This window comes from Lentibacillus salinarum (assembly GCF_042679865.1).
Classification (GTDB): domain Bacteria; phylum Bacillota; class Bacilli; order Bacillales; family Amphibacillaceae; genus Lentibacillus; species Lentibacillus salinarum.
Map to the genome: position 1 here is coordinate 16,202 of NZ_JBHTNH010000008.1, position 13,448 is coordinate 29,649.

11 protein-coding genes are annotated in these 13,448 nt (G+C 51.1%); 5 read left to right on the forward strand and 6 right to left on the reverse strand.

Annotated elements, in window-relative coordinates:
- Positions 1 to 618: 618 nt before the first annotated feature.
- Genes ACFQ4A_RS06010 through crcB (ACFQ4A_RS06020) form a run of 3 tightly spaced genes read left to right on the forward strand, consistent with a single transcriptional unit; the run spans position 619 to position 2,665 of the window.
- A complete protein-coding gene (locus tag ACFQ4A_RS06010; protein ID WP_382398604.1) occupies positions 619 to 1,866 on the forward strand; it encodes a CynX/NimT family MFS transporter in 1,248 nt (415 codons plus the stop codon).
- 59 nt (positions 1,867 to 1,925) lie between these two features.
- Positions 1,926 to 2,315, forward strand: a complete 390-nt coding sequence (gene crcB / locus ACFQ4A_RS06015) for a fluoride efflux transporter CrcB (protein ID WP_382398606.1) — start codon at positions 1,926 to 1,928, stop codon at positions 2,313 to 2,315.
- On the forward strand, positions 2,312 to 2,665 hold the full coding sequence (gene crcB / locus ACFQ4A_RS06020; RefSeq protein ID WP_382398608.1) for a fluoride efflux transporter CrcB: 354 nt from the start codon (positions 2,312 to 2,314) through the stop codon (positions 2,663 to 2,665). Before crcB (ACFQ4A_RS06015) ends, crcB (ACFQ4A_RS06020) begins: the two co-directional genes overlap by 4 nt.
- Positions 2,666 to 2,883: 218 nt before the next feature.
- On the opposite strand, the gene ACFQ4A_RS06025 is transcribed toward crcB (ACFQ4A_RS06020), so the two are convergent.
- From ACFQ4A_RS06025 to ACFQ4A_RS06050, 6 genes are all read right to left on the reverse strand, one after another.
- On the reverse strand, positions 2,884 to 4,422 hold the full coding sequence (locus tag ACFQ4A_RS06025) for a solute symporter family protein (RefSeq protein ID WP_382398610.1): 1,539 nt from the start codon (positions 4,420 to 4,422) through the stop codon (positions 2,884 to 2,886).
- On the reverse strand, positions 4,419 to 4,769 hold the full coding sequence (locus ACFQ4A_RS06030) for a DUF485 domain-containing protein (protein WP_382398612.1): 351 nt from the start codon (positions 4,767 to 4,769) through the stop codon (positions 4,419 to 4,421). Before ACFQ4A_RS06030 ends, ACFQ4A_RS06025 begins: the two co-directional genes overlap by 4 nt.
- Before the next feature lie 72 nt (positions 4,770 to 4,841).
- Positions 4,842 to 6,527, reverse strand: a complete 1,686-nt coding sequence (acsA, locus tag ACFQ4A_RS06035; RefSeq protein WP_382398772.1) for an acetate--CoA ligase — start codon at positions 6,525 to 6,527, stop codon at positions 4,842 to 4,844.
- Positions 6,528 to 6,761: 234 nt separating this feature from the next.
- Positions 6,762 to 7,520: a LytR/AlgR family response regulator transcription factor gene (locus tag ACFQ4A_RS06040; RefSeq protein ID WP_382398614.1), complete on the reverse strand. Its 759-nt coding sequence runs from the start codon at positions 7,518 to 7,520 to the stop codon at positions 6,762 to 6,764.
- A 519-nt stretch (positions 7,521 to 8,039) separates the two neighbouring features.
- Entirely contained in the window at positions 8,040 to 9,785 is a 1,746-nt protein-coding gene (locus ACFQ4A_RS06045) for a LytS/YhcK type 5TM receptor domain-containing protein (RefSeq protein ID WP_382398616.1), read from the reverse strand.
- Positions 9,782 to 11,326: a solute symporter family protein gene (locus ACFQ4A_RS06050; RefSeq protein ID WP_382398618.1), complete on the reverse strand. Its 1,545-nt coding sequence runs from the start codon at positions 11,324 to 11,326 to the stop codon at positions 9,782 to 9,784. The genes ACFQ4A_RS06045 and ACFQ4A_RS06050 overlap by 4 nt, the downstream gene beginning before the upstream one ends.
- A 251-nt stretch (positions 11,327 to 11,577) precedes the next feature.
- Here ACFQ4A_RS06050 and ACFQ4A_RS06055 point away from each other — a divergent pair, with 251 nt between their 5' ends.
- Together ACFQ4A_RS06055 and ACFQ4A_RS06060 are read left to right on the forward strand one after the other, a co-directional pair.
- Positions 11,578 to 12,714, forward strand: a complete 1,137-nt coding sequence (locus tag ACFQ4A_RS06055; protein ID WP_382398620.1) for a hypothetical protein — start codon at positions 11,578 to 11,580, stop codon at positions 12,712 to 12,714.
- A gap of 57 nt (positions 12,715 to 12,771) precedes the next feature.
- Positions 12,772 to 13,161 (forward strand): ribonuclease HI family protein, encoded by a 390-nt coding sequence (locus ACFQ4A_RS06060; protein ID WP_382398622.1) that lies wholly within the window; start codon positions 12,772 to 12,774, stop codon positions 13,159 to 13,161.
- The last annotated feature ends 287 nt before the right edge of the window (positions 13,162 to 13,448 follow it).

Below are 13,448 nucleotides of genomic sequence, written 5' to 3' on the forward strand. Positions count from 1 at the left end.
CGTTCGGGCGTTTAGAGGTACTCTATGCGACATTCCGGCGTTATCCGAGAGTCGTTCGGTCGTTTAGAGATGCTCTATGCGACGAACCGGCGTTATTCGAGAGTCGTTCGGACGTTTAGGAGCACTCTATGCGACGAACTGGCGTTATCCGAGAGTCGTTCGGTCGTTTAGAAGCGCTCTATGCGACGAACCGGCGTTATCCGAGAGTCGTTCGGTCGTTTAGAGGCGCTCTATGCGACGAACCGGCGTTATCTGAGAGTCGTTTGGTCGTTTAGGAGCGCTCTATGCGACGAACCGGCCGATTCCGAGATCTGATCAGGTGTTTAGAAGCACCTATGCGCCTAGGCGCCAACGACTGTTGCAAAAACCGCTATACATGTCCAATTCGCGCTGATAAACCGCGGGAAATCGCCGCTAGCCTCAATAGCCTTTTCGGTTAATACATGAGCAAATCCCGGCAGTTGACGTTATGGTAAAGGTCATGTTTAATTTTAAAAGACGCGTCGGATCGGGAGCTCATTTTGTTTGAATGCATCAATTCTATGGAATAGTCAAGGATACGAAGCCAAAATGTTACAAAGCATTCGATGACAGCTGCGAGGAAGGAGCATCTTTTTTATGGGCATCTATCAGTTCGAGGACATGAAGCGCTATAATCAATCGTTGCTCGTTGCCGGTATTATTATCATCGCCTTTAATCTGCGTGCGGCGATTACGTCTGTCGGGCCACTGGCAGATGCGATCGGGGCGGATTTGGGCCTGTCCAGCTGGAGCGTCGGGATTCTGACGAGTCTGCCGCTTGTGGCGTTTGCGGTGATGTCGCCGGTTGCCCCGAAACTCGGTAATAAATACTCAAATGAAATTGTGCTGATTGCCAGTATGGTCGTGCTTCTGGCTGGGATTGCAGTGCGCCTGATTCCGATGCCGGTCTTTTTGTTTGGTGGGACAGTGTTGATTGGGCTGGGGATTGCTGTGTCCAATGTGCTTTTGCCTGGTGTGATCAAAGAAAGGTTCCCGAATCGGGTTCCACTGATGACCAGTGTCTATTCGGTAGCCATGGGACTGGTGGCGGCGCTGGCATCCGGGCTCAGTGTGCCGCTTGCAGATAATGCCGGACTTGGCTGGGAGTGGTCACTTGCTGTCTGGGGGCTGCCCGCGCTGGCCGGTGTTGTTATCTGGGTGTATTTTGTCAAGCAGCGCCGGGCGGCCAATGAAGTAAGTGTGCATTACGTCACGGCCAGTGATGTGCGGATGTGGAAGTCGCGTCTTGCTTGGGAAGTGGCGGTCTTTCTCGGTTTGCAGGCGTTGTTATATTATGTCGTGATTGCCTGGCTGCCGGTTCTCTTACAGGATTATGGGGCAGACAGCGGTACGGCGGGCTGGCTGTTGTCATATGCACAGCTTATCGGATTGCCCGCCAGTTTACTGCCGGTTCTGGCCGGAAAGTTTAAGTCGCAAAGCTTCCTCACGGCGGGAATCAGTCTGGTGGCATGTGCCGGGATAGCTGGATTGCTGTTTGGCCAGTCAAGTATTATGATGGTAGCAAGTGTTACATTACTCGGTATAGCGACGGGCGGTATGTTCCCGTTGGCGCTCGCCTTTCTGGGCATGCGGACGTATGGGGCACAGCAAGCGGCGGAGTTATCCGGGATGGCCCAGGCGCTTGGTTATTTTTTGGCGGCGCTTGGGCCGACGTTGATCGGCTTTTTGAACGACATGACGGGAGGCTGGCAAGTGCCGCTTGTTGCTGTGCTTGTCCTGAGTGCCGTCATGACAGTAGTCGGTTATGGCGCCGGACGGAATCGCACGGTTGAAGATGAACTGACGGATATGGCTTGGCGGGAAAAGACAAAGGCTGCAGACTGACGGCCTTTAGGCTGGTAAGATAGGTTCTATCGGCCAGTCATTTTTAGGGAAGATGGGTGATGCTCATGGATGTTCTGCTCGTTATGGCAGGCGGGTTTTTGGGAGCGATGGCGCGTTATGGGCTGGGTGAGTGGGTTTATACCGATGACTTTCCACTCAATACGCTTGTGATTAATTTAGCCGGTTGTCTCTTTCTCAGCTGGTTTCTGACGTTTATCGGTTTACGTGGTTGTGTGTCCCGACAGATGTCTTTACTAATAGGGACGGGGCTGACAGGCTCATTCACGACATTTTCGACGTTTTCGCTGGAGACGCTGCAACTGGTCCAGGCAGGTTCTGTTTTCGATGCTGTTCTGTATAGTTTAGCCAGTACAGTCGGTGGCCTTCTGCTCGCGTATGTCGGCTACTCGTTAGCGTTGTCACAGCATAAGGCGGGTGGTGCTGCATGATGTGGCTGATTGGACTCGGCGGCTCATTGGGTGCGGTACTGCGTTATTGGCTGAGCGATGTGATTAAAAAACGGCATACACAATCGTTTCCGGCCAGCACATGGGTTGTAAATGTTGTTGGCTCGTTTCTGCTTGGCTGGCTTGCCGGTCTTTATGCAGCCGATGCCATCGGTGAGGGGTTATGGTATCTGTTTGGCATAGGGTTCTGTGGGGCCTTTACGACGTTTTCCACATTCGGCCGTGAAACGATGCTATTACTGCAGGCAAATCAGGTGAAAACAGCAGCAGTGTATGTCGTCACCTCTGTTGCTGTCGGCCTGATGGCAGCGGGGGTGGGTTTGTGGATTTGAATGGCGTGCCTTGACGGCTGTGGGATGCGCAACCACATGAGGCGCGCGCCCCTGGTCGTAACGCGCGCCGTGTTCAAACGCATTCGCACAATGACCACGCCGGGACGCGCAACCAGTCCATCAACGCGCGCAGCATCCATGTAACGTGCGCAGCACCCGCCAAAAAACGCATGCGAAAACGGCTGCTACGCAAGCAGCCGTTTTCACACCATTTATATTTAGCTTCCCGTTTCCTTATACCCCGTGTGGGCTTTAACTTTCACTTCATCATACCGTTTCGCATCGCGTTCGCTGGACAATATGGTGCCCAGGTAACCGCCAAGAAAGCCGATCGGTACTGAGACGAGTGCCGGGTTGCTGAGCGGGAAGAACGGCTCACCGACGAACAGAGCAGCACCTTGTTCTGGTGAAAAGACACTCGGACTCATGGATACCAGAACCAATGCCGAGATCAGGCCGGACAAGAGGGCTGTAACCGCACCCGCTGTATTGAATCGTTTCCAGTATACCGTATACAAAATGACCGGTAAATTGGCGCTTGCACCGATACAGAAAGCGAGTGAGACGAGAAATGCCACATTCAAATACTGGGCAAACAATGACAGGACAATCGAGAGCACTGATACAGCCAAAGCTGCATAACGCGCTGCCAGCATTTGCTGCTTGTCGGACGCTTTCCCTTTTTTAATGATTTGCCCGTATAAATCATGGGCAAATGCCGATGCACCGGACAGGACCAGACCGGCAACAACGGCCAGAATGGTAGCAAATGCCACGGCAGAAATAAATGCGAACAGGAATTCTCCGCCGATCGCCTCGGCCAGCAGAGGGGCCGCCATATTGCCGCCAGGGTTCGCCTCAACAATGGCAGTATCGCCTACGAAAATCGCCGCTCCAAAACCAAGAAACAGCGTCAGGACATAAAAAATACCAATGATCCACGTGGCGGTAACAACAGATTTTCGGGCTGTTTTGGCATCTTTAACCGTGAAAAAACGCATGAGAATATGCGGCAGTCCGGCTGTTCCCAGAACGAGCGCCACCATCAGCGAAATTGTGTCCAGCGGCGCTGTATATTTCAATCCGGGCATCAGGTAGTCAGCCCCGTGAACTGTGGCGGTTTTCGCCTCGCTGAACATGGACCCGATATTAAAGTTAAAGTGTAATAGCACAAGAAACGAAATGATCAGCATACCAGCCATCAAAAGGACTGCTTTGACAATCTGCACCCAGCTGGTGGCAATCATGCCGCCAAACAATACATAAATGGTCATCATGACACCGACAATCAGGACAGCGATCGTATAAGGAATATCAAACAGCAACTGGATAAGAGCACCGGCCCCGACAAGCTGGGCAAGCATATAGAATATGGATATGGTAATCGTGCTCAGTGCTGCGGCTCCTCTGACTTTTTTGGCATCAAACCGGGCGTTGATCATATCGGCAATCGTATACTTCCCCAGATTTCGCAGTGGTTCTGCCACAAGAAATAAAACCACGAGATAGGCAATTAAAAAGCCAATGCTGTAAAAGAAACCGTCAAACCCATAAAGGGCAATCGATCCGGCTATCCCGAGGAAAGAGGCCGCCGATAAGTAATCCCCTGATATGGCCAGCCCGTTTTGAAAACCGGTCAACTCGCCGCCTGCTGTGTAAAAGTCCCCGGTTGTCTGGGTTTGTTTGGATGCCCAGAACGTAATGGCAAGCGTCAGAGCCACGATAATCAGAAACAGCGTAATAACAGTCGGGCTCATCGGGCATTCCCTCCATTCCCGATCTGATCTTCAATGATCCGGTCGGCCTGTTCATCGAACGAAGCAGCCTTTTTCACATAGATCGTGCACAATACCCACGTCATGATAAATTGGGCAAACGCAAACAGCCATACCCAGGAAATGTCCCCGATGACCGGGGTGTTCAAAAAAGTTGTGTAAGATGTTAAAACTGGCAGCAAAAAGTAAAAAATCAGGAAAAAAATCGTATACGGGACAATGAATTTTTTCTTATCCTGCATAAATTGTTTAAACTGGCCGCTTTGGACCACTTTTTCATAATCAACCGTCTTGTCTGTCTGCGTTTGCAAATCCGTTGCGTCAGGCATCATAAACCTCCTCAGATAAATTTTAGGGGGACTCCCAGTCAGGTTCTGGAAAACCCCCGCTCAAACTGTGAATTATTTTTCCATCGTGGATAAATCACCTGTCGGCAGGTCAAGCTCCCATGCCTTCAAAACCCGGCGCATGATTTTGCCACTTCGGGTTTTGGGCAAAAAGTCGCGGATTTCGACTTCCCGCGGTGCTGCATGCGCGGCCAATCCTTTTTTAACGAATTGCTTTAGTTCTTCCTGTAGGTCGTCATTTTTCGTGTAGCCATCTTTCAGCGCGACAAATGCTTTGATAATATGGCCGCGCACCGGATCAGGTTTCCCGATGACGGCTGCCTCAGCAACGGCCGCGTGCTCGACTAGTTTGCTTTCCACTTCAAACGGTCCGACCCGTTCCCCGGATGTTGTGATCACGTCATCATCGCGGCCCTGGAACCAGAAATAGCCATCTTCATCCCTGGAAGCCAAATCACCGGAATCGAACCAGCCCTCGAACGGGAAGTATTGGTTAAACCGTTCTTCATTGTTCCAGACTGTCCGCAGCATCGAAGGCCAGCCGGCTTTGATGCATAGTTTGCCCATTTGCCCCGGTGGCAGTTGGTTGCCCGCTTCATCCAGAATGGCGGCTTCCACACCCGGAAATGGTTTCCCCATCGAGCCCGGCTTCATCGGCATGGACGGATAGTTGGCAATGACAACGCCGCCGGTCTCAGTCATCCACCAATGGTCATGGATGCGCACGTTGTAGGCATTCATGCCCCAATGGACAACTTCAGCATTAAGCGGTTCACCAACACTGAGCACGTGGCGCAGTGAATTTAAGTCAAAATTTTCCGTGACAGCTTCACCCGCTGCCATTAGTTTGCGGAATGCTGTCGGGGCGCTCAGCCAGACGGACACCTGATATTTTTCGATTGTGCCGTACCAGTCTTCCGGGCTGAAGCGTCCACCGCGGACCAGGTTGGAGGTTCCGTTCAGCCACGGCCCGAAAATACCGTACGAGGTGCCAGTCACCCAGCCCGGGTCAGCCGTGCACCAGAAAATATCATCCTCTTTCAGATCCATGATCCATTTGGCCGTCTGGTACTGCTGGATCATGGCATTGTGGACGTGTAGCACCCCTTTTGGCTTCCCGGTTGACCCGGACGTGTAATGCAGAATCATACCGTCTTCCCGGTCCACCCATTCGATGTCCAGATGCCGTGAAGCGTTTTTCATTTCGTCTTCATAGCGATAAAATTGAATGTCCTGATCATCTTCAGGCGCTTTACCGTCACCAACCAGAATAATGGTCTCCAGATGCGGCAGTTCGTTGTACGGGACCCGGTCAACGAGTGAAGGCGTCGTCATCAGTACTTTGGCCTCGCTGTTTTCCAGACGGTCACGAACGGCCTGTTCCATGAAGGCCTCGAATAACGGACCGGCAATCGCGCCGATCTTCAACATCCCCATCATGCTCACGTATAGTTCCGGCGAGCGCGGCAGGAATAAAAAGACACGGTCGCCTTTTTCCACGCCAATCCTGCGCAAAACGTTTCCAAATTGATTGGACAGGAACTTCATGTCCTGAAAGGTATATGTTTCATCGCGTTCATCGTCGCTGTAATAAAGGGCCGCTTTGTTCTTCCGCCATGTTTCGGCATGCCGGTCGATCGCCTCATAAGCCATATTGACCTGACCGGTTTCATACCAGGAAAACGCCTTTTCCACCTCATCCCAGGAAAAATTCGCCCGGGATTCATCGTAATCGGGCATGTTGGTATGCGTCTTAGCTGGTGCAATCGTATTACCCACGTTCACTCCCCCTCACGAAAAAATAATCTGCGGGATGCAAAAGCTGCCTATGGTTATCTATTAGCCGAACGTCATCACCTCCACCTATTGTAAGCGCTTACGTTATAGTATAGATGATGAAGGGACCTGCTGTGGGGAATTTTGTTTCGATTGCAGCTGGTTATGTTTGAATTGCCAAAATTAACTGATGAATGGTCAGCTTTTAAATGTTTCCAGCAGCACTTTTCTTGCTGAACGGCTGACGGGCAATGTCGTCTGGTCTTTGTCTGTCAGCGTGACATTGTAGGCGCCGTTAACCCATGGGGTAATTTCCTTGATGTAATTCAGGTTCACCAAATAGCTTCGATGGGTCCGGAAAAAGGAAAGCCCATGCAGCTTGTCCTCCAATTCCTGCAGTGTCATCCGGCACTCGATCACTTCATCCTGTGTATGAATGGCCAGCATGCGGTTGTCCGGGACAGCGTAATAAATGGCCTCAGGCGCGAGGACAACCATGCGTTCACCGTCGTCAATAAGCAGTTTTTCGGTAGCCGGATCGGTTTGTGTCTCAGCATGCTTGTCTTGTTTCATGCCGGTTTGCGCCATTTGTTTGCGGATCCGACGCATTGTCTTTTGAAAACGGACATCATCATAAGGTTTCAGCAAATAATCGACAGCTTCAATCTCAAACGCTTCCATCGCATATTCATCATAGGCTGTCGTGAAAATGAACAGCGGCGGGTGAAGATAAGCAAGCTCGACTATTTGCTTCACGGCATCCACTCCGGTCATCCCGGGCATTTCCACATCCAGAAAAATAACGTCAGGTTCGTATTCAACATACAGGTTAACCAGCTGATTGCCCGTTTCAGCACTGGGACAAAGGACGACATCCGGTTCCTTTTCCAATAAATAAATCATGTCCTCCCGCGCCAGCTGTTCATCTTCGGCAATCATGGCGTGAATTGATCTCATCATCATACCTTCTTTCTTTAAGGCTGTTTTTTAAAAGGTTGTTGTTTTAAATACAAAACCCATAAACTGCGACGTAACTGCTGTTGGATTGTTTTCTATAAGTACGTGTCACTCCCGCCGTCCGGGATCGCTACGGGCGGATGCTTTCCGCGGGCACGGCCTCAGACCCCTCAGAAGCAAAGAACGCTTCTTCCGGGGTCTTCGGACACGTGCTGTTCCCGCAGGAGTCACCGCCCTCCACTCACCCGGACTAGTAAGTTAGTCAAGTTGAGTGATGCGATTTACTATTACTACCACGGTTAGTAAATCCAAACTAGCGGAGGAAAAGCACAGAGACTCCTGTGAGAGAAGACTCCTAGATGAGACCCCGCAGTGCGACGAGCAATCTTTTCTGCGAGGAAGCTGAAGCGTTGCCCGCGGAAAGCGACTGCCCGGAGCGGAAATCAACGTAGCAGTTACGTCGCAGTTTATTTCAATTGCGAAGGTTAAAAAGCTGCAAAATTTGCGAGTATAGCCTTTTTAATGATCCTTGAATGGAATCGTAAAATAAACTTCACTTCCCTGATCAGGCAAATTGCGTATAAACAGCTGGGACCCGTCGCCAAGTAGACTGATCAGCCGCTGGTTCACATTGTATAAGCCGGCGCCGCTGTTAGACTGGCCGGTCAGCGACGTATCGCCGGCAATATTTAACCTATCCTCCGGGAAGCCTGACCCGTTATCACGGACGGCCACACGAACGGTCTGATCCTGCCTGGTGATCGTGACGGACACGTCGCCGCCATCGGTCACATCTTTCAACCCGTGCCGGACGCTGTTTTCCACAAGCGGCTGAATGGTTGACGGCGGGATTGAACCCCCGTTCAGCGCATCCGGTACGGAAACATGAATCTTCAGCCGGCTGGAAAAACGGGTCTGGATGATGTCGATATACGCTTTGACGTGCTGGTATTCCTTTTCCAGCGGCACAAGGGATGCTGACACCAGCCCAATATTAAAACGCATATAATGGGCCAGCTGGACCGTAATACGCCGGGCCTTTTCCGGATCTTTCCGGAACAATGCCGCAATCAGATGCAGCGTATTAAACAAAAAATGCGGATTGATTTGGGCCTGCAGGTTTCGTAATTCGGCATCACGGATATGCGTTTTTAATTTTTCCGTGGTGATTGTATTCAGCTGATTGGAAATGAGCTGTCCCAATCCTTTAGCCAGAACAAGCTCCACCGGTCGGATGTGCTGAGCTTTCTGGAAATAAAATTTAATCAGACCGGCTGAATCATGTTCATCCATGATCGGAATCATAATCGCCGCTTCAAAGGGACAATTATCATGCCGGCACTGGATTTCCGCACGTGAATAGGCGACCTGCATCTGTCGGGAAGCGATCGCCTGAAGGGATAACGTTGTCATGATCGGGTCCCCTTCCTGGTGATGGTCCGTCCCCATCCCTCTGTGGGCCAGAACTTCCCGTTCGCTCGTGACGGAGACAGCAGCCAGTTCCAGACGGTCATAAAGCAAATCAGCAATACCGGCAGCCATCTCCCTCGCTGAATCTTTCTTCAAAAACGGAAGCGCCTCCTCTGCGATGGCGAGTGCCTGTTTGGTTGCCTGCGCCGCCTCATGTTCCTGCTCTCTTAGTACAATGCCGATCATCGCGGTAAAAATGGCAATCGAAATGCTGTTGGACAGGACAAGCGGTAGACCAATCGTGTTCACAATGTCGATCATGGCCACGGAATCCGGCTCCGCGATCAGCAACATATGCATGTGCAAAACCGGCGGAAACACCCCGATAAACAACGCTTTCATTGGGGAAATGACCCGCTCGTTGGAGAAAAAGCGGGCGGTCCATCCGGCCAAAACGCCTGTCAGCGGATTGACAAGACTGTTCGCTAAAAAGCCTATGCCGCCGAGGAAAAAAAGATGTGTCCCGGCGATAACCCCAGCACCTAAACCGACGACGGGGCCGCCCAACAGACCGGCAATAACAATTGCTACCAGGCTGGAGCTGACAATCATCTGGTTATCATCTACGGCTGTCAAAACAAAAGCATGTGTCGCAGCCGTTCCTTCTTCCAGCACAACCCCTGTAATCGTCCCGGCGATTCCAAACAGGCCGAATACACAGGCATGGACAAGCGTCATTTTCCGGCTGAATTCCCGTTCCAGAAGCGACCTGAATCCGGACGTACGTGTCAGCACAAAGGCGATTACGAGCAACAACCCGAGCCGTTCAAATAATGTGAGTGTTAACGCTGTCATCGGTGCTCATCCCTTGTGTCAATCCCTGTCTGGGCTTTAACCGAAAACTGCCGGAATACTTTTAGCGTTTGCGGTGCCGGCTTTGACAGCACTGACCCGATATAGGCTCCCAAAAACCCGATCGGAATCGCCATGATGCCAGGATTGGCCAGTGGGAAAAGCGGCTCATAGGGAATCCAGCCGCCATCCGGATTCATAATATGCGGCCCCAGCAGCAAGAGCGTTAGTGAGGCGATCAGACCGCTGACCATCCCTGTCAAAGCGCCTGTTTCGTTAAAGCGCTTCCAATAAATCGTAAAGAGAAGCACCGGCAGATTGCTCGCTGCCGCCACGATAAAGGTGAGCGAGACGAGAAATGTGACATTGATATTTTTCAAACCCAGCGCAAACAATGTGGAAACAAGACCGACGACAAAGGCTGTCCACTGTGCCGCCCGCAATTGGTTTTTCTCGGTTGTTTGGCCCTGTTTAATAATGTGGAAGTAAACATCATGGGAAAAAGCAGTCGTGGCCGAAATGACCAGACCCGCAACAACCGCAATGATCGTCGTAAAGGCAATCGCTGCGATGAAGGCCATCAGGAAGTCCCCGCCTAACTCCCCGGCCAGCAGCGGTGCAGCAAGGTTCCCAGTCGGATCAAGGGTCACCAATTGCTGATACCCGATCAGAGCAACGGTACCGAACCCTAATACAAGGGCGATGATGTAAAATGCCCCGATAATCCAGCTGGCGGTCAAAAGCGATTTGCGCACTTCCCGGGTATTGCGGACTGTAAAAAAGCGGATGAGAATATGCGGCAGTCCCGCCGTCCCAAGGATTAACGCCAGATGCAGCGATAATTTTTCCAGTGGCTGATCATATAAATTGCCGGGCAGGAAAAAGTGCTCCCCCAATGGTGTACCCGCCTTCACCTGGACGATCAGTTCGCCTATCTGCCAGTCAAACCGTGCCAGGACAATAAAGGCTAGCAGAAATGTCCCCGACATGAGCAACACGGTTTTGACAATTTGCACCCACGACGTCGCAAACATCCCGCCGAACACGACATAGATGGTCATGAGCGTGCCGATAACCATGACAGAGGTGGAATAGTTAATATCGAGCAGCAGCCGGAGCAAGAGACCTGCCGCCACCAGCTGCGGAATCATATACAGAATGGAAATAATCAGGGCCCCAATCGCCATCATCCAGCGCATCCGGTTACCTGGAAAACGCGAACACACTACATCACCGAGCGAGTAGGTGCCTAGCCGATGAACGGGCTCGGCGATAAAAAATAAAACAATTAAATAGGAAACCAAAAATCCGATCGCATATAAAAACCCGTCATACCCACTGATGGCAATGGTTCCGATAATCCCTAAAAACGACGCTGCACTAATGTAATCCCCGGCAATCGCCATGCCATTCTGAATGCCCGTCAGGCTGCCTGAGGCGACATAGAACTGATTCGTCGTTTGACTTTGCTGCGCTGCCCAGTAGGTAATGATTAATGTACAGACAATAATGCAGAGGAAGAAGAGAAAATAGGTCAGATTCATTGTGACACCTTCTTTACAACCATGCTTATGAGCGGGTCATCCGGTTAAGACAAGACATTCTAATTGATAAGATTCGGAAAATTACTTACTGTAAATCGTACCGCAAACCGGCCCGCCCGTAAAGTTTTAATTGCCAGTTGAGGGAGCTCTTCCCGGCTGCTAACTTTTTTCGGGCCCGTTTTCCAGCTTCTGAATTCGGGTATGCCATAAAAGACCGAATGGGCAACAAAGCGAAAGGGGGACGTTATCCAGTGTCAAAAGCCATCATCGTCGGTCTGATTCCGGCTCCCGAGCTGGCGGAAGAGGTCGCTGGCAAATTAGTCGACAGGCTGCCACAAGCCTTCACCGAAACGATTGATGACGGCATTTCCTGGACAGTCAAGGTGGTCCGGGACCCGCTGACAGGTGCAGCGGAAAATGTGGACAAGCTGATTCATCGGGCTAAAACCATTAAAGAAGACAACAACTGGGACTATACCGTCTGTCTGACTGATCTCCCCATCTTTTCCGATAAAGGTGTTGTGCTGGGGGATGTGAACGAAAACGAAGGCGTTGTGCAAATATCTATCCCGGCGTTCGGGCTGCCCCCCGTCACAAAAAGGGTAGAAGAAGCGGTTATCCAGGTTGTTGGTGAATTGTATTTTCGCGTGAATAAGGCGCTTCACGATAACGGCCACAGTGTCAATACACATAGAGGGTTGATGAAGCGACGGTTTCTACTTACCCCTGTTCAAAAAGTTACACCCCCTGATGACATTGCAGAATCCGATGTCCGCTTTATATTGAAGCCGAGAATGTACGGTCGATTCAAATTACTGCTCGGCATGACCCATGCGAACAGTCCATGGTCGATCATCCCGGCATTCAAACGTGTCATGGCGGTCGCATTTGCCACTGGTGCGTACGGGTTGATTTTTCCGACATTATGGCGGCTGAGTGTGTCTTATGAAACGACCCGCTTTGTTTTGTTGACACTTGGTGCCATTATTGGTATGGTCGTTTGGATTATTTTCGCGCATAATTTATGGGAAAAACCAAGCGAAAAAAACGACCGGAAAATGCGGCTATTGTACAACGCGGCCACCCTAATGACGTTAACGGTTGCTGTCAGTGTTTATTACGCCATGCTTCTTGCCATGTTTTTAATGGCGGTTGCTTTTATCGTGCCGCCTGAATTGTTCAGCGACGTGACCGGTCTAGAAGAAGAAGCGGCCGGATTCAGCCATTTCTTTCATCTTGGCTGGCTGATCACGTCGGTGGCAACGGTTGCCGGCGCAATTGGCTCCGGTCTCGAGAGCGAAACCACGGTCCGCAACATCATGTACGGCTACCGCCAGCAGCAGCGCTCCAAGGAAATGGATTACTATGGCGAGGATGATGATAAGTAGGGACATGTGTATGGCTGACTGGGAATGGCTCTGGCGCGAAGGAAAGGAGTTTGGCACATGATTGAGGTATATACAGACGGGGCATCCAGCGGCAATCCCGGTGCCAGTGGAGCGGGTGTTTATATAAAAGCACATGGACACGTGAAGGCATTTTCCTTCCCGCTGGCTGTCATGTCTAATCACGAAGCAGAGTTTCACGCTGTGGTGAAAGCACTGGATGTTTGCCTGGACTTTTTTCCCGGTGACATCCTATCATTTCGCTCGGATTCCAAGTTGGTAGTGGATACCGTTGAGTCCGGCTATACGAAAAATCCGGCCTTCAAGCCGCTGCTCGCAGCTATCCAGGAAAAGGTACGCCACTTCCCTTATTTCTTCATCAAATGGATTCCCGAAAAGCAAAATCCCCATGCAGACCGCTTGGCCAGACAAGCGATTGTTGGCACGTGAGAAAAGGTGAGACATTGACATCTAACGGTTCATTCTTTAAAATTTATCTTTATCCCGCCTTAACAGGCAGTAAGATCCCCACTTCAATATGTTCAGGAAAACGAAAAAGATTGGTGGGGGCGGGCTGCCTGGCCGATAATAACGCGACGTCCTGTCGCATTATCGGCACTAGCACGTCCTGTGCGTCGTAAAGGTCCGATTCTGTTCGGGCCTGCACGATGCAGGTCACAAAGGCGTTGCAACACGACGTTGCGAACTTAGCCTTTGTCCCCCTACATTCAGCAGGG

Excerpts from the sequence above, each read along its gene's own strand:
- crcB (WP_382398606.1), top strand. The coding sequence starts at position 1,926 with ATGCTCATGGATGTTCTGCTCGTTATGGCAGGCGGGTTTTTGGGAGCG.
- crcB (WP_382398608.1), top strand. The coding sequence starts at position 2,312 with ATGATGTGGCTGATTGGACTCGGCGGCTCATTGGGTGCGGTACTGCGT.
- ACFQ4A_RS06045 (WP_382398616.1), bottom strand. The coding sequence starts at position 9,785 with ATGACAGCGTTAACACTCACATTATTTGAACGGCTCGGGTTGTTGCTC.
- ACFQ4A_RS06050 (WP_382398618.1), bottom strand. The coding sequence starts at position 11,326 with ATGAATCTGACCTATTTTCTCTTCTTCCTCTGCATTATTGTCTGTACA.
- ACFQ4A_RS06010 (WP_382398604.1), top strand. The coding sequence starts at position 619 with ATGGGCATCTATCAGTTCGAGGACATGAAGCGCTATAATCAATCGTTG.
- ACFQ4A_RS06030 (WP_382398612.1), bottom strand. The coding sequence starts at position 4,769 with ATGCCTGACGCAACGGATTTGCAAACGCAGACAGACAAGACGGTTGAT.
- ACFQ4A_RS06025 (WP_382398610.1), bottom strand. The coding sequence starts at position 4,422 with ATGAGCCCGACTGTTATTACGCTGTTTCTGATTATCGTGGCTCTGACG.
- ACFQ4A_RS06040 (WP_382398614.1), bottom strand. The coding sequence starts at position 7,520 with ATGAGATCAATTCACGCCATGATTGCCGAAGATGAACAGCTGGCGCGG.
- acsA (WP_382398772.1), bottom strand. The coding sequence starts at position 6,527 with ATGCCCGATTACGATGAATCCCGGGCGAATTTTTCCTGGGATGAGGTG.
- ACFQ4A_RS06060 (WP_382398622.1), top strand. The coding sequence starts at position 12,772 with ATGATTGAGGTATATACAGACGGGGCATCCAGCGGCAATCCCGGTGCC.